Origin of the sequence: Agarivorans sp. JK6 (assembly GCF_045277145.1) — a bacterium.
GTDB classification, from domain to species: domain Bacteria; phylum Pseudomonadota; class Gammaproteobacteria; order Enterobacterales; family Celerinatantimonadaceae; genus Agarivorans; species Agarivorans albus.
In genome coordinates this window covers 2546987-2567560 of record NZ_CP113525.1, presented here as the reverse complement: position 1 = coordinate 2567560, position 20574 = coordinate 2546987, and the positions used below count along the sequence as shown (strand labels likewise).

Annotated in this window: 14 protein-coding genes; 8 read left to right on the top strand and 6 right to left on the bottom strand. The window is 43.2% G+C overall.

What is annotated here, in order from left to right:
* Positions 1-30: 30 nt before the first annotated feature.
* The 3 genes from OV592_RS11960 to trxB form a co-directional block, all read right to left on the bottom strand.
* Positions 31-714, bottom strand: a complete 684-nt coding sequence (locus OV592_RS11960; protein WP_406608727.1) for an arginyltransferase — start codon at positions 712-714, stop codon at positions 31-33.
* Positions 714-1409 (bottom strand): leucyl/phenylalanyl-tRNA--protein transferase, encoded by a 696-nt coding sequence (aat, locus tag OV592_RS11955; RefSeq protein WP_406608726.1) that lies wholly within the window; start codon positions 1407-1409, stop codon positions 714-716. Before aat ends, OV592_RS11960 begins: the two co-directional genes overlap by 1 nt.
* Before the next feature lie 92 nt (positions 1410-1501).
* Entirely contained in the window at positions 1502-2458 is a 957-nt protein-coding gene (gene trxB, locus OV592_RS11950; RefSeq protein ID WP_406608725.1) for a thioredoxin-disulfide reductase, read from the bottom strand.
* A 418-nt stretch (positions 2459-2876) separates the two neighbouring features.
* On the opposite strand from trxB, the gene lrp reads away from it, so the two are divergent.
* The 5 genes from lrp (at position 2877) to serS (ending at position 9428) form a co-directional block, all read left to right on the top strand.
* The gene (gene lrp / locus OV592_RS11945; RefSeq protein WP_040306996.1) at positions 2877-3365 is read left to right on the top strand and encodes a leucine-responsive transcriptional regulator Lrp; all 489 of its coding nucleotides are present in this window, start codon (positions 2877-2879) and stop codon (positions 3363-3365) included.
* A gap of 119 nt (positions 3366-3484) precedes the next feature.
* A complete protein-coding gene (locus tag OV592_RS11940; RefSeq protein WP_406608724.1) occupies positions 3485-6013 on the top strand; it encodes a DNA translocase FtsK in 2529 nt (842 codons plus the stop codon).
* An 8-nt stretch (positions 6014-6021) separates the two neighbouring features.
* Positions 6022-6627 carry an outer membrane lipoprotein chaperone LolA gene (lolA, locus tag OV592_RS11935; protein WP_406608723.1) on the top strand — a complete coding sequence of 202 codons (606 nt, stop codon included), beginning with the start codon at positions 6022-6024 and terminating at the stop codon, positions 6625-6627.
* On the top strand, positions 6627-7943 hold the full coding sequence (locus OV592_RS11930; protein ID WP_338621420.1) for a replication-associated recombination protein A: 1317 nt from the start codon (positions 6627-6629) through the stop codon (positions 7941-7943). The genes lolA and OV592_RS11930 overlap by 1 nt, the downstream gene beginning before the upstream one ends.
* Positions 7944-8138: 195 nt before the next feature.
* Positions 8139-9428: a serine--tRNA ligase gene (gene serS, locus OV592_RS11925; protein WP_406608722.1), complete on the top strand. Its 1290-nt coding sequence runs from the start codon at positions 8139-8141 to the stop codon at positions 9426-9428.
* 57 nt (positions 9429-9485) lie between these two features.
* On the opposite strand, the gene OV592_RS11920 is transcribed toward serS, so the two are convergent.
* The 3 genes from OV592_RS11920 to OV592_RS11910 are packed head-to-tail and all read right to left on the bottom strand — an operon-like array spanning position 9486 to position 12638.
* A complete protein-coding gene (locus tag OV592_RS11920) occupies positions 9486-9815 on the bottom strand; it encodes a TusE/DsrC/DsvC family sulfur relay protein (RefSeq protein WP_152782594.1) in 330 nt (109 codons plus the stop codon).
* A gap of 35 nt (positions 9816-9850) precedes the next feature.
* On the bottom strand, positions 9851-11920 hold the full coding sequence (locus tag OV592_RS11915) for an FUSC family membrane protein (RefSeq protein ID WP_406608721.1): 2070 nt from the start codon (positions 11918-11920) through the stop codon (positions 9851-9853).
* 52 nt (positions 11921-11972) lie between these two features.
* On the bottom strand, positions 11973-12638 hold the full coding sequence (locus tag OV592_RS11910; protein ID WP_016401019.1) for a Bax inhibitor-1/YccA family protein: 666 nt from the start codon (positions 12636-12638) through the stop codon (positions 11973-11975).
* Between the two features lie 303 nt (positions 12639-12941).
* On the opposite strand from OV592_RS11910, the gene OV592_RS11905 reads away from it, so the two are divergent.
* From OV592_RS11905 to OV592_RS11895, 3 genes are all read left to right on the top strand, one after another.
* Positions 12942-13862 carry a manganese-dependent inorganic pyrophosphatase gene (locus OV592_RS11905; RefSeq protein WP_221077477.1) on the top strand — a complete coding sequence of 307 codons (921 nt, stop codon included), beginning with the start codon at positions 12942-12944 and terminating at the stop codon, positions 13860-13862.
* 510 nt (positions 13863-14372) lie between these two features.
* Complete coding sequence (gene gltB / locus OV592_RS11900; protein ID WP_406608720.1) at positions 14373-19019, top strand: glutamate synthase large subunit; 4647 nt, start codon at positions 14373-14375, stop codon at positions 19017-19019.
* Between the two features lie 9 nt (positions 19020-19028).
* Positions 19029-20519: a glutamate synthase subunit beta gene (locus OV592_RS11895; protein WP_152782604.1), complete on the top strand. Its 1491-nt coding sequence runs from the start codon at positions 19029-19031 to the stop codon at positions 20517-20519.
* Positions 20520-20574: the final 55 nt, after the last annotated feature.

Genomic DNA, 20574 nt, shown 5'->3' with positions numbered 1-20574 from the left:
ACTGCCTTGTGTAAAGTTTATCCTCTAAATCTATTGCCATTTACTGTTAATAAATCGTTGATGTGGCAAATAGTTCCGTTTGTAGTTCATTTTTCTGCACTCATCCACCTGGTAACCTAAATATAACCAGTCTTTGCCTTGCTGTTTAGCTTGGTGAATTTGCATTAAAACCGCTAGATTCCCTAACGAGAGTTTATCTAAGTTTGGATCGAAGAATGTATAAACAGCGCTTAATGCCTTTGAGAAAACATCAGTAACACACACCGCGACTAATTGTTCATTTTGAAACAATTTTAGGTATTGAGTGCTCGACCAATCGCATTGTAAAAATTCAAAGAAGGCTTTTTCATTTGGAGGGTACATGCTGCCATCTTTATGCCTAGCTTCGATATAGCGGGCATAAAGTTGATAATCATCTTGATCGAGTTGGTGCTGCCAACGAAGTGTAAGTTGCTTAGCTTTGTTTAGAATTCGTTTTTGAGATTTGCTAGGGCTAAAGTCTGCCACCTTAACTCTTAATGATTGGCATTGACTGCAGGCGCTGCAAGCTGGGCGGTATATCTCATTGCCGCTGCGTCGAAAACCGAGCTCCAACAATTGTGAGTAGTAGGCTGATTTTTGTTCATCATCACACAATAAAAAACACAATTGCTCTTGTTGTTCATCTAAATAAGGGCAATTGTTTACTTGGCTCAAACCCACTGGCAGTTGCATTAAAAGATTTCCTGTTGGTGCCAGCAGTTTACATTTACCTGGTCATCTTTGTGCTTACAAAGTAAATCTAAAAAGTTTTCTCTTTCGATGGCTTGCATACCTAAACTTATCAGGTGGGGGTTCTCAACTTGCCCATCGATGTATACGCCGCCATGTTGTTTAAAGTGGTGACAAAAACTGTGAAAAGCCAGCTTAGATGCGTTAGTTTCGGTATGAAACATTGACTCACCACAGAATATTTTTCCAACGAGAACGCCGTATAATCCACCCACTAACTCATCATTTTTCCAAACCTCTACTGAATGAGCTCGACCCAGTTGATGTAAGGCAATATAGGCCTTAATCATGTCTGAGTTTATCCATGTTTCATCAGTGCGTAAGGCTGCACAACGTTTAATAACCTGTGAAAAGTCACGATTCACGCTAACTTTTAACAAGGTTTTACGCATGAATTTTTGCATGCTTTTGTTTACGGTATGCGCGGATAGGTCTAGGCCGATTCGAGGATTAGGGCTCCACCATAAAACGGGTTGGTCATCACTAAACCAAGGGAAAATGCCGTTATCGTAGGCTGCGATTAATCTTCGTGGACTAAGATCTGCGCCAATGGCTAACAAACCATTAGGATCGTCTAAGGCATTATTTGGAGAAGGGAAGGGGCGATTTAGCTCTAGGAATACTGGTTGCACAGGCACTTATAGCTTTTACAATGTCTCTACTAAGTATATCAATATTAAAACGATTATTGATATAAAAAAGCCGGTTTTACAACCGGCTCATATATTACTTAGTCGTTTAGGCTGTCTAAGTATCGCTCAGCATCTAAGGCCGCCATACAACCGGCTCCAGCAGAGGTAATGGCTTGACGGTAGATGTGGTCGGCTACATCGCCTGCAGCATAAATACCAGGAATGCTGGTTTGAGTTGCATTGCCTTCGGTACCAGACTGGATAGTTAGATAACCATCTTTCATCTCTAATTGGCCTTCAAATATACCGGTGTTTGGTTGGTGACCAATAGCAATAAAGGCACCCATAACGTCGATATCTTGGCTTGTGCCATCGTGTACGTTCTTAGTACGTACACCGGTTACACCCATTTCATCGCCTAACACTTCATCCAGTGTTTGGTTTAAGTGCAATACGATGTTGCCGTTAGCTACTTTATCCATTAAACGTTTAGTGAGGATTTTTTCACTGCGGAACTCTTCACGACGGTGAATTAAGTGCACTTCAGACGCAATGTTTGATAAGTACAAGGCTTCTTCAACAGCCGTGTTACCACCGCCAACAACTGCTACTTTTTGGTTACGGTAGAAGAAACCATCACAAGTAGCACAAGCAGAAACCCCTTTACCTTTAAACGCTTCTTCTGAAGGTAGGCCTAAGTATTTGGCTGATGCACCAGTTGCAATAATCAACGCATCACAAGTGTATTCACCGCTATCGCCTTTAAGCTTGTATGGCTTCTCTTTGAAATCAACTTCGTTGATATGGTCAAATACAATCTCGGTTTCAAATTTCTCAGCGTGAGCTTGCATACGCTCCATTAGGGCAGGGCCTGTTAAACCTTCTGCATCACCTGGCCAGTTTTCAACTTCAGTTGTTGTGGTCAGCTGACCGCCTTGCTGAATGCCGGTAATAAGCACTGGGTTTAAGTTAGCGCGTGCCGCATATACAGCTGCAGTGTAACCTGCTGGGCCAGAGCCTAGGATAATTAGTTTGTGGTGTTTTGCATTGCTCATGATTGCTACAATTCCTTAAAGTTCTTGCTTGATATATGAGGGTACAAAATCCGAAATCAAGCGTAATAAAGCGAAAAAAGTGCGCTTTATACAAAGTAGAAGTTTGTTGGACACAGCATAATAGGCTTCGTTATTCCTACCAAATAATAAAACTTTATATGGATATGCGTATTTATCTAGCCTTTAATTCGGCTTTTTACTTGATAGTCCGTGCATTTTGTGGAATAAATAATGCTCAGGGATAAGACAAAAGTTTAAAAAAGTCTATTGGCTTGGGTTTTAGCTCTGCATCTCGCTTGGAATGACTTATTTATGTGTGAAAGGATATTCACATAATTTATGCAATTACCTCAAGTATTAATGCATAAAAAGTCAGTACAACTAGGTGTGCTTAGGGACAACAATCGTATCACCATTAATGGAAGCAAAAGGTCGACCAATGAAGGAACTGGATCGTATTGATCGCAACATACTTAATGAGTTGCAAAAAGATGGCCGCATATCGAATGTGGAACTTTCAAAACGTGTAGGCCTTAGCCCTACACCTTGTCTAGAAAGGGTTAGACGTTTAGAGCGCCAAGGTTACATTACTGGTTACACTGCTATTCTAAACCCTCAATACTTAGACGCTTCGCTACTGGTTTTTGTTGAAATCACGTTGAATCGCGGTGCTCCTGACGTATTCGAACAATTTAATCATGCTGTGCAACAGCTTGAAGAAATTCAAGAATGTCACTTAGTGTCAGGTGATTTTGATTATCTATTAAAGACCCGCGTAGCAGATATGTCTGCTTACCGTAAGTTGTTAGGTGAAACCTTGTTGCGCCTACCTGGGGTTAACGACACCCGTACTTACGTAGTGATGGAAGAAGTGAAGCAGAGTAATCGACTAGTTATCAAAAACTAACGGAGTCGTTTCCCCCTCCAATTCATTTTTGATAAAGTTAAACAAGCGGCTATAGCCGCTTGTTTTGTTTTTAGACAAACAGAATAATTATTGGATATTTTTAGTTCAAGGGAACGCTTGTGACAGATACTACAGACAGCAAATTGTCTGGCTTTGCTCGAATTGCGGAAGTGTGTGCCATCGCAATGGGCGCTTTAGGTGTTTACCTAATGGTAGCCTTATTAAGTTTTAATCCGAGCGATCCTAGTTGGTCGCAAACTGCTGGTCAGCAAAGTATTGCTAATGCTGCGGGAAGTTCTGGTGCTTGGTTTGCCGACTTACTGTTGTTTAGTTTTGGTTTTATGGCTTATAGCATGCCGTTTATTTGTGGCTTGTTGGCTTGGGCCTTGTTTTGGCGCCCTTGTCCGGTAGCCCAAGTAAACTTCTTCACTTTAGGTCTCAGGCTAATTGGCTTTGTATTCACCTTCGTTAGCTTAACCACGCTAGCGAGCATTCATATTGATGATTTTCATTTCTTTTCTTCAGGAGGCTTAGTGGGAGATATCTTCACTCAGCTAATGATTCCAGTGTTTGGCTTGCTTGGCACTAGCATTATTTTATTAGCCGTTTTTGCCGGTGGTATTACCTTGTTTACCGGTCAGTCTTGGGTTCAGTTTGTAGAGCAACTTGGTGGAGGTCTTAACTCATCTTACCGTGCAATAGTGAGTTTTCCTGAACGTTTACGTAATAAAAAACAGCGCGAGTTAGAGCAAGATGTTCTTATGAGGGATTTTGCTACTGAGCCTTCATCACAAGAACCTGCTCAAAGTGATTTATCTGTAGGTGATGCTGAACTTCAACAGGATTTTGTTGAAGAGCAAAATACATATCAAGAGCCAACGCTCGAGCAAACTGTTTACTCAGAACCAGAAACCTCTGTTGCTGTTGAGCCAAGTTTCTCCATGGACAGTGACTTTGAAGCAGAGTTGTCACAGGCTAAAGAAGATATTGAATTTGCTTACGAAGACGAAGCGATTGATCCACCAAGTGTGATTATCGATGATACTGCTCCTGAGCCCATGCCAGATATTCCCTTTGACGGTGAAACTGTTGCAGTGGCTAAACCGCCTGCAGCTAAACCCGCATCGCCGGTAAAACCTGCTCAACCTAGGTTAAGCCGTTTACCTGATATGAACTTATTAGATAGACCCGACAAAAAAGCTAACCCAATTTCACCAGAAGAATTAGAGCAAGTTTCTCGTTTGGTTGAAGCAAAGCTGCTTGATTTTAATATTCAAGCATCGGTAGTTGCCGTTCATCCAGGCCCAGTGATTACCCGTTTTGAGCTCGATTTAGCGCCAGGGGTTAAAGTTAGCAAAATTACTAACTTGTCTAAAGATTTAGCACGCGCGCTGTCTGCTATTAGTGTGCGGGTAGTGGAAGTGATACCTGGTAAATCGGTGATTGGATTAGAATTACCTAACCGTTATCGTGAGATTGTTTATCTTAGCGAAGTTATTGATAGCAGTACCTTCCATCAGTCAAAGTCGCCTTTAGCTATGGTGTTAGGCAAAGATATCGCCGGTCAACCGGTGGTCGCTGATTTGGCAAAAATGCCTCACTTGTTAGTTGCAGGTACTACTGGTTCTGGTAAGTCGGTGGGCGTAAACGTAATGATTGTGAGTCTTCTGTATAAATCAACACCAGAAGATGTTCGGATGATTATGATTGACCCCAAAATGTTGGAGCTTTCAGTTTACGAGGGTATTCCTCATTTGTTGTCTGAAGTTGTTACCGACATGAAAGAAGCGGCGAATGCTTTACGTTGGTGTGTTGGCGAAATGGAAAGACGCTACAAGTTAATGTCTGCAATGGGTGTGCGAAACCTTAAAGGTTTCAACCAAAAAGTGGTAGATGCTATTGAGTCCGGCAACCCAATTGTTGATCCATTGTGGAAGCCCGAAGACAGTATGGCTGAAACTGCGCCAACCTTAGAAAAACTGCCTCATATTGTGGTTATCATTGACGAATTTGCCGACATGATGATGATTGTGGGTAAAAAAGTTGAAGAGTTAATTGCACGTATTGCACAAAAAGCCCGTGCGGCAGGTATTCATTTGGTGTTAGCTACTCAGCGGCCATCGGTAGATGTTATTACCGGTCTAATTAAAGCGAATATTCCAACTCGTATGGCATTCCAAGTTTCTAGTCGTATTGATTCACGTACCATCTTAGACCAGCAAGGCGCTGAAACCTTGCTAGGTATGGGAGATATGCTTTATTTGCCGGCAGGCACTGGTGTGCCAACCCGTGTTCACGGCGCATTTGTGGACGATCACGAAGTACATGCTGTGGTATCAGCTTGGAAAGAACGTGGCGAGCCAGATTACATTGATGAGATATTAAATGGTGAGGCTGGCCCCGATGCTATGCTGCCAGGTGAAGTAGCAGAGTCGGATGAAGAGTTAGATGCTTTGTTTGATCAAGCTGTTATGCACGTTACAGAAACGCGCCGTGGCTCGGTTTCTGGCGTACAGCGTAAATTTAAAATTGGTTACAACCGCGCCGCTCGCATCGTTGAGCAAATGGAAGCTCAGGGCATTGTTAGTGCACCAGGTCATAACGGTAACCGGGAAGTTATCGCGCCGCCTCCAGTGAGAATTGATTAAGAGAAAAGATGAAAAAATTATTGAGTATAAGTTTTGCTGCTTTGTTATCTGCCCAAGCATTTGCCAATGACGCAGCTAGCGAGCTAAGAACGCATCTTGCCGATTTAAAAGGGTTTCAAGCGCAGTTTAAACAAACCGTGATAGATGCTGATGGCGTAAGCATTCATGAAGCCGAAGGCAAACTAAGTTTAGCTCGTCCTGCTAAGTTAAACTGGCAACAAGTGATGCCCGAGCAAGATATGATTGTGTCTGATGGCTCAACCATTTGGTATTACAGTCCGTTTGTTGAGCAAGTAACGATTATGGATGCGAGTGAAGCCATCAATCAATCACCATTCATCTTGTTGGCAGATGACCGCAGCGAAAGCTGGCAAAATTATCAGGTAGAAAAACAGCAACAAGGATTTTTAGTTAAGTCTAAAGATGACCCACTACAAGCTGCTTTTTGGGTAAAGCTAAATGCTGATAATAGTATTTCTCGCTTCGATATTATTGAAAGTACCGGACAGCGTAGCCAATTTGATCTTCAAGGTTTTAAAGCCAATCCAAGCTTTAGTGAAAAACTGTTTAAGTTTGAGATCCCAAAGAACACTATGATTGATGACCAACGCTAATGAGCTTAGAGCTGAATTTTGAGGCCGACTTTAGGCCTCTTGCTGCGAGAATGCGGCCCAGCAAACTAGAGCATTATGTCGGCCAGCAACACATTCTGGCCGCTGACAAACCTCTGCATAAAGCCATTTCTTCTGGGCAGTTGCACTCGATGATTCTTTGGGGGCCTCCTGGTACAGGAAAAACCACCATTGCAGAATTAGCCGCATTGTATGCCGATGCGGAAGTAGAAAAGATCTCAGCCGTAACCGGGGGGATAAAAGAAGTACGCGCGGCTATTGACCGTGCTCTGCAAAACAAACAGGTTAGTCGGCGTACCATTTTGTTTGTTGATGAAGTGCACCGCTTTAACAAAAGCCAACAAGATGCGTTTTTACCGTATGTTGAGAACGGCACTGTTATCTTTATTGGCGCAACTACCGAAAATCCGTCTTTCGAACTTAATAATGCCTTATTATCACGGGCCAAAACTTATGTATTACGCGCTTTAGACTGCGAGGCTATCCAACAACTGTTGAATAGAGCAATTAACGAAGATGAGTTGCTAAAGCAACACACACTAAATTTTGAAGAAGGTGTATTAGAAGCGCTTTCCACATTAGTGAGTGGGGATGCACGCCGCGCCTTAAACTTGTTAGAGATGATGAGTGAATTGGCTGAGGGCGAAGGCCAGCAGAAACAACTAAGTTTTGATCTTCTCAAGCAAGTTGCCGGAGAGCGCTATAGTCATATAGATAAAGGCGGTGATAAGTTTTATGATTTGTTGTCAGCCCTACATAAATCTATCCGTGGTTCATCGCCCGATGCTGCATTGTTTTGGTACTGTCGAATTTTGGAAGCTAGTGGTGACCCTCTATCGGTAGCGCGAAGATGTTTAGCTATTGCCTCTGAAGACGTGGGTAATGCCGATCCCCGCGCGATGCAAATTGCTGTAAGCGCTTGGGACTGCTTTACCCGAGTAGGCGCAGCCGAAGGGGAGCGGGCGATAGCTCAAGCTGTGGTTTATTTGGCCTGTGCGCCTAAAAGTAACGCGGTGTATACCGCTTTTAAAGCGGCTAGGCTTGCAGCAAAAGAGTTCGGCGATGCCGAGGTGCCTGTGCATTTGAGAAATGCGCCAACCAAGCTAATGGCGGAACTAGGTTATGGCGCAGAGTACCGTTATTCTCACGATGAACCTAATGCATATTCTGCTGGTCAACAATATCTTCCAGACCCTTTATTAGGCCATCAGTTCTACCATCCAGAGCCTCGTGGTTTAGAAAAGCAGATTGCTGAAAAGCTTGAATACCTGCGTAATTTAGACCAACAAGCGCAATAGCCAACAATAAACAACACTATTTTCAGTTTATTACTCAATCCAGCCTATAGCCCGATTGTGTCTGTAAGTAGTTGCTTTATAATAAGCGAGTTTTGGAAACCAAATAATTAGCAAAGCTTATTTTGCCTTCACTACCGTAGGCTAGATTGGAGCTTTGCCTTTAATTAACGACAAGAATTGGAAGTAGGTTATTGAATGTTAGACGCTAATTTGTTGCGCGGCGAAATAGAAACCACCGCAGAGCGCTTAAAGACTCGTGGATTTGAACTAGATGTAGCACGATTGACAGAGCTAGAGAGTCGTCGTAAAGAGCTGCAAGTTCGTACCCAAGAACTACAAAATGAGCGTAATACCCGTTCCAAATCTATCGGACAAGCTAAAGGTCGTGGTGAAGATATAGCGCCACTTTTGGCAGAAGTAGGCCAGCTTGGCGAAAAGCTCGACGCTGCTAAAGCCGAACTAAGTGAGCTGTTAGAAGAAATTAAAGATTACGCTTTAACTTTACCTAATCTTCCTCATCCTAGTGCGCCTATTGGTAAAGACGAAGAAGAAAACGTTGAATTACATACTTGGGGCGAACTTCCAAGCTTTGATTTTGAGGTTAAAGATCACGTTGATGTAGGTAGCGATTTACAAGGGCTAGATTTTGCTAATGCAGTTAAAATTAGTGGTTCACGCTTCATTGTAATGAAAGGCAAGATTGCTAAGTTACACCGTGCAATCGCTCAGTTTATGTTAGATACGCATACTGAGGAGCATGGTTACCAAGAAATGTACGTTCCTTACTTGGTTAACTCAGACTCTTTATATGGCACCGGTCAAATGCCTAAATTTGGCAAGGATTTGTTCCATACTCAGCCAGCGACCGAAGAAGGCATTGGCATGAGCTTAATCCCAACTGCAGAAGTACCGCTCACTAACATGTTACGCGACAGCATTGTGGAAGAGGCTGAATTGCCGATTCGAATGACTGCCCATACGCCGTGTTTTCGCAGTGAAGCGGGCTCTTATGGCCGTGATACGCGTGGTTTAATCCGCCAACACCAGTTCGACAAAGTTGAAATGGTGCAACTGGTTCATCCAGAGAAGTCTTACGAAGCATTAGAAGAGATGCGCCAACACGCCGAAAACATCCTTCAAAAGCTTAAACTTCCTTACCGCGTTGTAACGCTGTGTACAGGTGACATGGGCTTTGGTGCAACAAAAACCTACGATTTGGAAGTGTGGGTTCCGGCTCAGAACGCTTACCGCGAAATCTCTTCAGTATCTAACTGCGAAGATTTCCAGGCCCGTCGCATGCAAGCACGTTTTCGTGCTGCTGGCGCTAAGAAGCCTGAATTACTGCACTCATTAAATGGCTCTGGTTTGGCAGTAGGCCGTACTTTGGTGGCTATATTAGAGAACTACCAAAACGCCGATGGTAGCATCAAGGTTCCAGAAGTATTGCAGCCTTATATGGGCGGTTTAGAAACCATTACGGTTTAAGTAATGGTTAAAAGAAAAAAGCGCCTTTAGGCGCTTTTTTTATATGCAAATCAAGTGTTAAATGCATTTTACTGGTTTAGGCAACCCGGCAACTTTAGTGGCTTGTTTTGCTGGGCCTTGCGGAAATAGCTTATACAAGTAACGGCTATTACCTTTTTCTGGGCCAAACTTTTTTGCCATCGCTTTAACTAAGGCTCGCATGGCCGGGGAAGTATTAAATTCTAAGTAGAAGTTGCGAACAAACCTCACCACTTCCCAATGGGCTTCGCTCATTTCTATTTCTTCTAGCTGGGCTATATGCGCTGCTAGGTCTTCCGACCAACTGTTTAAGTCGACTAAATAACCATTTTTATCGGTTTCAAATTGCTGACCGTTAAATTCAATCATTGTGTACTTTGTGCCTTTTTTATCTTGTGGCTAGTTTACCACTTACCATTTACTAGTAGTTGACGAATTTTCTTTAAGTCTTTGCCGATTAACTGCAGTTGATAAGCAATCAACAGTTCGTTGCCGACTAACTGGGGAAGAAGTTGGTTAATTGCTCGGGTAAATGCATCGTTGTTTGCTTGCACTATGGGTCGATGTGGCCCCTTTAGTAACAAGTAATCATGCATCAATTGTAATTCGCTTTGAATCAATTCGCCCAAACAAGCCAAACGCTCGGCCGCTTGATTGGATTGTAGTTGAGTGCGGTGTGTTGATAATGCAGACAAGTGCGATAACAAGTGATGGCTTAAACCAACTAGCTGATATAAGTCTGGCGATAAACGCTGCTTGTGGCTGGGCTCCGCTAGCATGTATTGCCAATGTCGAACTAGCTCTGCTTCGCTTTGATATGCGTGGTAACGACTTAATCGAAAATCAGTGGTTTCTTCAACATCGCCATTAAAATATTGGTTAAAAATAGCGGTTTGATAATTGGCAGTGTTAGCAAACAATTGACTAATTATTTTTCTGCTTTGTTTGTGTTGCCAATCGGGCCACAGGTAACGAAGTGCCGCCATTGCCATTAAGGCACCAATTACTGTTACTAAGGTACGCACTATCAATGCTTCGTTAGCTGGGTAGCCTTGAAGATCGAGAGAGATGGCAACAAACACCGTAATCATGGCGACCGAAATGGCGTAATTAAGGTGAAAGAACAAAAAGAATAACAGCACTAAACCGGGGATTAATGATGTTAGTGCTATATCAGGCAGACGTAAGTAGCTCAAGGCCGCTGCGAAACCAACTCCAACTATGGTGCCGTATACTCTTTTATCTACGCGTTTTTTAGTATCGTGATAATTAGGTTTTACCACCAGTAAACAACTAAGCATTAGCCAGTAGGCATGTTCATCGCCAGACAATTGGATTAATCCATAGGCAAGTAGCATTAGCGTGGCCATTCGCAAGGCATGGCGATTAATACTTAGGCTGATATCAGCAGCCTGAGACAGGTATTGTTTTACCGATATTCGAGTAAATGGTGAGAAGCTATGTTCAGGCTCGGGGAAATGCTGTTCGTTAAAGCATAAGGCGATAACCTTATGCAAATTTTTTAGCATATAGGCAAAGCGGGGAGGTACGTCTTTTAGATTTGCCCGTGCTGTTTCTAAATCATCGACAGCGGATATTAATTCTTTCTCCGCGCTTGCATCGAGGTGCTTTGCGCCAATAACCCGTGCGATTTTAACTAACACTGTTCTAGTGTCGGCTAGTAAGGTTCTTGGCAAAACCCTTTGTAAACGTTGATAGTCTAAGTGTGAGGAGCTTAAGCGTTCATGCAGTAACTGGGCTTTAAAAAAACGGTCCATTTGGCTGGAACCAACATGCTGCTTGTTACGCTGCTGATAAACATATAATCCATGGCGAATAACACCCAATTGCTCTGCAATGTCGGCGCTTTGAGCAGTTAGCTTTACTTGTATATCTGTGATGTTTGCTTCGCGTTGAAATAAGCGGGTCTTAGTTAATTGATAAAGACTAATCTGTTTAAATATTTGGTCGAGCTGTCTGTCTAACCAGCGGGTTGGATATAGCGCATTAATAAGCAATGAGAGTAAGGCGTAACTCAAAGCGCCTATCACTAGCCAAAAGGGTTGTAACCAAGGGTTTTCGTAGGTGTTGTAACCAAGCATCGTATAAATAGCGATGATTAACGAACACAGGGAAATTGCACCGTACTTTTGCCCAAGCACTGGCATGCGCATAAATAGATAGCTAGAACAAAATAAGCCAATGGCAAATAGCCAGGGAAGGGGAAATAGTAAAGTAACTGAGACACTGGCTAGAGAAAAGCTCGCCATCATCAACAGGGTGCTTTGCAGGCGATGTTGATAAAAGTCTGGGCTGTCTGCAAGTCCAGCCGCAACCACGCCAAGTGTTGCAGTTAAAGCGAAGTCTAAATTAAATACCAAACCTAGGCTGAGAATAAACATAGCCAAACCAGCGGCTTTACAGGCTATGGTCCAATTAAGTTTGGAAGCATCTAGTTTAAAATTAAGTACCATAAATAAAAACGCCCTGTGAGAACAGGGCGTAATAGTCCTTCAGCTGTATAGCTTAGTCGTCGTTTAAGAAACCTAAAATGCTTAGCAAGTGAACAAAAATGTTGAATACATTTAAGTACATTGAAATTGTTGCACGTATGTAGTTGGTTTCATTACCGTTTAGAATGTTGCTGGTATCATAAAGAATGAAGCCAGAAAACAACAGTACTGCTGCACCACTAATGGCTAGGCTAAGCATTGGGATTTGCAAAAACAAGTTAAGCAACATGCTAACTACAACAACGATTAGGCCTGCCATTAAGAAACCGCTCATAAAAGAGAAGTCTTTCTTAGTGGTTAGCACGTAACCAGACAAGCCAAAGAAAATTAAGCCTGTCATGCCAAGGGCTTGCATTACAATAGCAGGACCTTGTGGGAATTGGAGGTAAGCACTAAGCAACGGGCCTAAAGAGGCGCCCATCAATGAAGTGAATACAAAAGTCCAAACCAAACCCATAGAAGAGTTGATACTTTTCGGTAGAACGAAGAATACGATTACCATGGCGGCAACCATCATACCAATAGATGCCAGGCTACCAATTCCGGCGACTACTGCAAAGAATGCTGCAATGGCACTGGTAAACAAGGTCATCGAAAGTAAGGCGTAGGTGTTACGCAATACCTTATTTGTTTCCAGTTTCGATGCAGCGCTATAGTTTATCGTGCTCGGCTGATTCATTTTTTCACTCCGTTATGACTGAGTTAGTTCGTTAAGTTATGTAAAACGAAATTGTAGTATAACGAGTTTTTTTACAAATAAAATCAAATCCGCCATCTAAAAGTGGGCTTAGCCTCACCAAATTATCATCGAATAATTTCCTAAGACGCTCAACTACTTAACAAAATTGCTTTGATTAAGCGAAATAATCAACAAGCTTAAACCTTCCTTAGTATTGCACTCGCCATCACATAGCCCTATGATCAGCGCATTAACAGGGCAGTTTGCCTAAACCATTCAACGATTAAGAGAGACGGATAACAGATGTTAGTTTTAGGACATACTAATCCAGACTGTGACAGTATTGCCGGTGCAATATCGTTAGCAGAGTTATTAACCAAGCAAGGCACACCAGCAACAGCGATTGCTCAAGGTGAACCTAATCCTGAAGCCAAATTTCTCTTAGACAAAATTGGTTTTGCAGCACCAGAAGTGCGCACAGAGATCGCTGGCGAAGATGTTTGGCTAATTGATTACTCTGATTGGGGGCAAGCGCCAAAAGACGCTAAAAAAGCTAACATCCGCGGTATCGTAGACCACCATAAACTTGGTGATATCACTACTGCAGAACCTTTAGAGTGTTGGATCCGCCCAGTAGGTTGTAGCTGTACTATTGTTTATAGCATGTATCAAGCAGCTAATATTACGCCTAGTAAAGAAGCCGCTACCCTAATGTTAGGCGCCATCTTAAGCGATACAGTTAAATTTAACTCTCCAACATTTACACCAGTAGATCGTGAAGCTGCAGAAGCCTTAGCTTTACTCGCTGGTGTTGAAGATATTGACGCATTTGCAGATGAGCAATTTGCAGCAAAATCTGATGTGGCGTCAGTGCCTGCGGATGAGTTAGTACTAAGAGATCAAAAAGTTTATGAGATTAATGGTAAACAATTTGCCATTGCTCAATTAGAACTTACTTCAGTAAAACCGGTACTAGCCCGTTTAGATGAACTAGAAACGGCCTTAGTTGCGCTTAAACAAGCAAACAACTACCACACCGCTCTTGTACTGTTAACCGACATTACTACCCTAAACTCTACTGGCTTAATTTGTAGTGATGAAGCTGCACTGGTTGCTTCTACCTTAGGTGGAACTATTGAAGGTTCAGTTATCGACCTACCTGGCGTAGTTAGCCGCAAGAAACAAGTTATGCCGCCGCTACAACGTGAGTTTGATGTAGCTTAAAGGGCAAACCCTTAGCTAAAAGCCAGCGTCTATCGCTGGCTTTTTTGTAGGTAAATGTTAGATCGCTTTCTTTTGTAACTCTCGGTAGCGTTTTCAGCAACATGATGCTTTAAAATGGTTTACAAATTACGTTATTTTATTACGTTAAGATGCCTTTAACGCAAAATTATCAAGTGATAGTGAATTTTTCTGCACTATTTGTGAGAAAAAACTCGCTTTTTTAGTCTCTTACGCATTTTTGTAAAAAAAAATCGTGTTTAATTTCAAGTCAAGTCTGAAATTCAAATTATATCTGTGGTAGCATTTCGTTTACTTTCGTGACGAATGGACTAGCTCCTGCGTTATTGAATGCTGTTGTTTTGGAGGTTTTTAGAATAATTATCTGTGAAAGGTAGTTGTTCACACATCATCGATAGATGGTGGGGCTCCTCTTTAAATGAAAATACTATTGATGTCTAAGGTCCTGTCGGTCTGAATAACATTAATATAGCAGTAAATAGGAATTACTGGATGACAAACATAACTCAACACAATAAGAGCCTTTATAGGCCAGAATTCGAACACGATAGCTGTGGTATCGGATTCGTTGCCCACTTAAAAGGGCGTAAAAGTCATGATGTGATCGAAAACGCATTAACCATGCTTACTTGCATGGAGCATCGTGGTGGTACTGGTTGTGACGTAGATAGTGGAGACGGCGCCGGTATTCTCATTCAGCTTCCTCATGAGTTTTTTAACGAAGAAGTAACAAAATTGGGCTTCAGCTTACCTAAACCAGGTGAGTACGGCGTGGGTATGGTTTACTTCCCTGCTGGTGAAGCTATTCGTCGCGAATGTCGCGAGATACTAAACCGTAACATTGAAAAACTAGGCCTAACCTTATTAGGTTACCGCGTAGTTCCAAAAGACAACTCTAGCCTAGGTCAAGCATCTCTAGATAATGAGCCGCAAATTGAACAGGTGTTCATTGCGCGTCCAGCTGACTTAGACCAGCAAGTTTTCGAACGTAAGCTATTTGTTTTACGTAAATACACCTTGCACATTGCTGATGCGACAGTTGCTGGTGTAGATGAAGACTTCTACATGGCTTCGATGTCTTCTCGTACTATTGTGTACAAGGGTCAGTTAACTACGGCTCAAGTACGCAAGTATTACTTAGACCTACAAGACTCTCGTGTGGTTTCGGCAATTGCCATGTTCCACTCGCGCTTCTCTACTAACACCTTCCCAGCATGGCGTTTAGCACAGCCGTTCCGTTACATTGCACATAATGGTGAAATTAACACTGTTAAAGGTAACGTAAACTGGATGCGCGCACGTGAGTCTTTGCTTGCAAGTGTAAACTTCAGCAAAGAAGAACTGGATATGATCAATCCAGTTTGTGATATCTCTCGCTCAGACTCTGCAAACCTAGACATGTGTGTAGAGCTACTTGTATTAAGTGGTCGTCCGCTTGAACAAGTAATGATGATGGTTGTGCCAGAAGCATGGCAAACTCAAGATGACATGGACCCGGTGAAGCGTGCCTTCTACGAGTACTACTCTTGCATCATGGAACCATGGGATGGCCCAGCTTCAATTTCATTTACCGATGGTAAAGTAATTGGCGCAACACTTGACCGTAACGGCTTACGTCCTTCTCGTTACTTAGTAACCGATGATGGTTTAGTGGTAATGGGCTCTGAAACAGGTGCATTGGTTGTAGATCAATCTAAAGTGGTTCAAAAAGGCCGCTTGCAACCAGGTAAAATCTTCATTGCCGACCTAGAACAAGGCCGCATTGTTGCTGATGATGAAGTTAAACACACAGTGTGTTCTAGCCAGCCTTATGGCAAATGGGTAGAAGAAAACAAGATTGTTTTAGATGATCTTCCATTACCAGAAGGTTACGACCGTTTTGCTACGCAACACAGCCTAGAAAAACGTCAAAAAGCATTTGGCTATAGCCAAGAAGATATTAACGCGGTATTAAAGCCGATGGTTGGTACTTCTAAAGAACCACTTGGTGCAATGGGAACAGATACGCCGCTAGCGATTTTATCTGATAAAAACCCGCACTTATCGCATTACTTTAAACAGTTGTTTGCCCAGGTAACTAACCCGCCAATCGACCCAATTCGTGAAGAAATGGTAATGTCACTACGTACATACGTAGGTGCGGACTTAAACTTACTTGAAGAAACGCCGCTGCATTGTCGTAAAGTTGAGATTAAGCAACCAGTATTAACTAACGATCAGTTAGCTAAGCTACGTAGCATTGATCACAATCACTTCCAAGCTGCGACTATTCATACTACTTTCCACGCCTCTGGTGCAGAAAATGAGTTAGAAAAAGCGCTTGAGCGTATTTGTCGTCACGCTAAAGACGCGGTAGATGATGGTTTCTCAATTCTAATCTTGAGTGACCGTAAAGTAGATAGTGACCACGCAGCAGTACCGTCAGTACTTGCTACAGCAGCAGTTCATCACTACTTAATTCGTGAAGGCATCCGTGCTCACGCAGACCTAATTGTTGAGTCTGGCGATATTCGCGAAACCCACCATTTAGCAACTGTATTAGGTTATGGCGCAGCAGCGGTTAACCCATACTTAGCAATTGAAACGCTTCTTGATATGCGCGACCAAGCAATTATCGAAAGCAGCTTAAGTAACGATGAAGTTGTTGAGCGCTACACTAAAGCAGTAAATAGTGGCTTGCTAAAAATCTTCTCGAAGATGGGTATTTCTACACTTCAGTCTTACCAAGGTGCTCAAATCTTTGAAGCGCTAGGTATTAACTCTGAAGTAGTGAAAAAATACTTCACCGGTACAGTGACCCGTATCGAAGGTTTAAGCTTAGACGGTATCGCTACAGAAGCGCTAAACCGTCACCGTGAAGGTTTCCCTGCAGACGACAACCCATTCAGTGATCTAATCCTGAAAACGGGTGGTGAGTACGCATGGCGTAAAGACGGTGAACGTCACCTATTTAACCCAACAACGATTCGTTTGCTACAAAATGCTTCGTCGACTAACGACTACAAAGTGTTTAAAGAATACGCTGCAAACGTAGATAACCAAGCTAAAGAAGCGTTCACGCTACGTGGTTTACTGAAGTTTAAATCAGACCGTGAAAGTGTACCGTTAAGTGAAGTTGAATCAGCAGAAACGATTCTTAAGCGTTTTGCTACTGGTGCAATGAGCTTTGGTTCTATTTCTTGGGAAGCACATACCACACTAGCAATTGCTATGAACCGCATTGGCGGTAAGAGTAACTCTGGTGAGGGCGGTGAAGACCCAATTCGCTTTAAGCCTATGGAAAATGGCGACTCAATGATCTCTAAGATCAAACAGGTTGCTTCTGGTCGCTTTGGTGTAACCAGCCATTACTTGGCAAATGCTGAAGAGCTACAGATCAAGATGGCGCAGGGTGCGAAACCGGGCGAGGGTGGTCAGTTACCAGGTGATAAAGTTGATGCTTGGATCGGTAAAACTCGTGGCTCAACACCAGGTGTTGGTCTAATTTCACCACCTCCACACCACGACATCTACTCAATCGAAGATTTAGCCCAGCTGATCTACGATTTGAAAAATGCTAACCGCGATGCACGTATTAACGTTAAGTTAGTATCAGAAGCCGGTGTAGGTACAATTGCTTCTGGTGTATGTAAAGGTTACGCCGACGTAGTACTTATCGCAGGTTACGACGGTGGTACTGGTGCTTCTCCACTTAGCTCAATTAAACACGCGGGTCTACCGTGGGAGTTAGGTCTAGCAGAAACGCATCAAACGCTAATTCAAAATAAACTACGTAGCCGTATTACTGTACAGGCCGATGGTCAACTTAAAACACCACGCGATTTAGCTGTAGCAACTTTGCTAGGTGCTGAAGAGTGGGGCGTAGCAACTGCTGCTCTAGTAGTTGAAGGTTGTACCATGATGCGTAAGTGTCACTTGAACACTTGTCCAGTGGGTATTGCTACTCAGGATCGTCGTTTACGTGAGCGTTACGCGGGTCAAGTTGACCACGTTGTTAACTTCTTCAAAATGATGGTTGAAGGTTTACGTGAAATTATGGCTGAACTAGGCTTCCGCTCAATTAATGAGATGGTAGGCCAAAGCCAGTGTCTAACACCACGTACCGATGTTGATCATTGGAAATACAAAGGTGTGGATTTATCTCCAATCCTTTACAAAGCTGATGACAGTGGTAACGAAACACTTTACTGCAGCCAAGAGCAAAAACACTTAATTCACGACATCGTGGATCGCCAGTTAATCAAAGATGCCGCTAAGGCGCTTGAGAGTGGCGAAGAAGTATCTTTGAAATCAGAGATCATCAACACCAACCGTAGTGTTGGTACTATGTTGTCGAACGAAATATCTAAGCGTTATGGCGCTGAAGGCCTACCAGAAGACACGATTAAAGTGAAATTCAACGGTAGCGCAGGTCAAAGCTTTGGTACTTTTGCCGCTAAAGGTATTAAGTTTGAACTTGAAGGCGATGCCAACGATTACTTCGGTAAAGGCTTATCTGGCGCCAAGTTAGTGGTTTACCCAGATACAAGCGCACCGTTCGAAGCACGCAAGAACATCATTGTAGGTAACGTAGCCTTCTTTGGTGGTACTTCTGGTGAGGCTTATATTCGCGGTATAGCTGGCGAGCGTTTCTGTGTTCGTAACTCTGGTGTAACAGCCATTGTTGAAGGCGTAGGTGACCACGGTTGTGAATACATGACCGGCGGTAAAGCGGTAATTCTTGGTGAAACAGGTCGTAACTTCGCAGCTGGTATGTCTGGCGGTGTAGCGTACGTATTAGACCGTAACAAGCAATTTGCCTCACGTTGTAACATGGAAATGGTTAAGCTAGGCGGCGTTGATGATGCAGCTGAAGCAGCGGAGCTAAAAGCATTGATCGAAAATCACTTAGAGCAAACTGGCTCTGATGTAGCAAAAGAATTGCTAGCTGATTGGGATAGCGCACTTAGCATGTTTGTTCGTGTAATGCCTACCGACTACGAGCGTATGCAAAATTACATGAAAGAAGCTAAAGCTACGGGTGAGCATGAAACGGATTATGATGTAGCGGTAGCTGCATTCGATATGCACCTTGATAGCGTAGCGCAAGCGAAAAAAGCCAAGGCTGAACAAGCCAAACAAAAAGCTGAAGCGGTTTAGGAGAGAGACATGGCAAATCCAACGGGATTTATGGAAATAGACAGGAAGCTATCGACAGACCGCGACCCAGCAGAGCGTTTGATAGATTGGCTAGAAGTTAAAACGCCTATGAGCGAAGAAGCGGTTAAAGACCAAGCTTCTCGCTGTATGGATTGTGGTATTCCTTTTTGTCATTCTGGTGACTCAGACTACGCACCACGCGTAGCTGGGTGTCCAATTAACAACTTGATTCCAGAGTGGAATGACCTGGTATACCGTGGTCGCTGGAAGGATGCGATTGACCGTTTACACAAAACCAATAACTTCCCGGAGTTTACTGGGCGAGTATGTCCAGCTCCATGTGAAGACTCTTGTGTACTAGGTATTAATGCTCCACCAGTAACGATTAAGAGCCAAGAAGTTAACATTATTGAGCGTGCATTTAAGGAAGGTTGGGTTAAACCTAACATTCCAGCTAAACGCAGCGGCAAAACAGTCGCCATTGTAGGCTCTGGCCCTGCTGGCTTAGCAGCTGCTGCTCAGTTAAATTCTGCTGGTCATAAAGTAACAGTGTTTGAACGTGCTGACCGAGTTGGTGGCTTATTAATGTACGGTATTCCGAACATGAAGCTGCAAAAAGAAATCGTTGAGCGTCGTATCGAAATCATGCGTGAAGAAGGCATCGTATTTAAAACCTCAGTAGAAGTGGGTAAAGACATTTCTATTAACCGTTTGAACGAAGACTTCGATGCACTATTGCTAGCCACTGGCGCAACGGTTCCACGTGACCTGCCTGTAGAAGGTCGCCAGTTAAACGGTGTTCATTTTGCGATGGAGTTCTTGGGTAAAAATACTAAGAGCTTGCTAGACAGCAACCTAGAAGATGGCCGTTACATTAGCGCTAAAGATAAGCACGTTGTGGTTATTGGTGGTGGTGATACAGGTACTGACTGTGTGGGGACTTCACTGCGTCACGGATGTAAGAACGTAATGCAGCTAGAGATTATGCCTCAGCCTCCGCAAGAACGTGCTCAAGACAACCCTTGGCCAGAATTTAAGCGCACTTTAAAGCGTGACTACGGTCAAGACGAAGCGATTGCCATTCAAGGTGAAGATCCGCGTCGTTACCTAGTTATGACCCAGAAAATGGTGGGTGATGAGCAAGGTAACGTGACGGAAGTTCATACTACCAAGATCAATTGGACGAAAAACGCTAACGGCCAAATGATTCCTGAGCCAGTAAAAGGCAGTGAAGAAGTCATCAAAGCTGACTTAGTATTGCTAGCTATGGGCTTCATGGGTCCAGAAGCAGGTATTATTGACGAACTAGGTGTTGAAAAAGACGCTCGTTCAAATGCTAAAGCAACCTACGGTGAATACGCCACAAATGTGAAAGGTGTGTTTGCAGCTGGTGATGCGCGTCGTGGTCAAAGTTTGATTGTTTGGGCAATCAACGAAGGTCGTGGTGCAGCTCAAGCCGTTGATACCTTCTTAATGGGAAAGAGCTACTTACCTAAGTAAGCTAGCGACAAACTGCTAAAAAGCCCGGCTTATGCTGGGCTTTTTTATGGCCAAA

Coding starts and splice junctions, on each gene's coding strand:
- OV592_RS11915 (WP_406608721.1), bottom strand. CDS start 11,920: ATGGTACTTAATTTTAAACTAGATGCTTCCAAACTTAATTGGACCATA.
- OV592_RS11910 (WP_016401019.1), bottom strand. CDS start 12,638: ATGAATCAGCCGAGCACGATAAACTATAGCGCTGCATCGAAACTGGAA.
- lolA (WP_406608723.1), top strand. CDS start 6,022: ATGAAAAAATTATTGAGTATAAGTTTTGCTGCTTTGTTATCTGCCCAA.
- OV592_RS11930 (WP_338621420.1), top strand. CDS start 6,627: ATGAGCTTAGAGCTGAATTTTGAGGCCGACTTTAGGCCTCTTGCTGCG.
- lrp (WP_040306996.1), top strand. CDS start 2,877: ATGGAAGCAAAAGGTCGACCAATGAAGGAACTGGATCGTATTGATCGC.
- gltB (WP_406608720.1), top strand. CDS start 14,373: ATGACAAACATAACTCAACACAATAAGAGCCTTTATAGGCCAGAATTC.
- OV592_RS11905 (WP_221077477.1), top strand. CDS start 12,942: ATGTTAGTTTTAGGACATACTAATCCAGACTGTGACAGTATTGCCGGT.
- serS (WP_406608722.1), top strand. CDS start 8,139: ATGTTAGACGCTAATTTGTTGCGCGGCGAAATAGAAACCACCGCAGAG.
- trxB (WP_406608725.1), bottom strand. CDS start 2,458: ATGAGCAATGCAAAACACCACAAACTAATTATCCTAGGCTCTGGCCCA.
- OV592_RS11920 (WP_152782594.1), bottom strand. CDS start 9,815: ATGATTGAATTTAACGGTCAGCAATTTGAAACCGATAAAAATGGTTAT.
- OV592_RS11960 (WP_406608727.1), bottom strand. CDS start 714: ATGCAACTGCCAGTGGGTTTGAGCCAAGTAAACAATTGCCCTTATTTA.
- OV592_RS11895 (WP_152782604.1), top strand. CDS start 19,029: ATGGCAAATCCAACGGGATTTATGGAAATAGACAGGAAGCTATCGACA.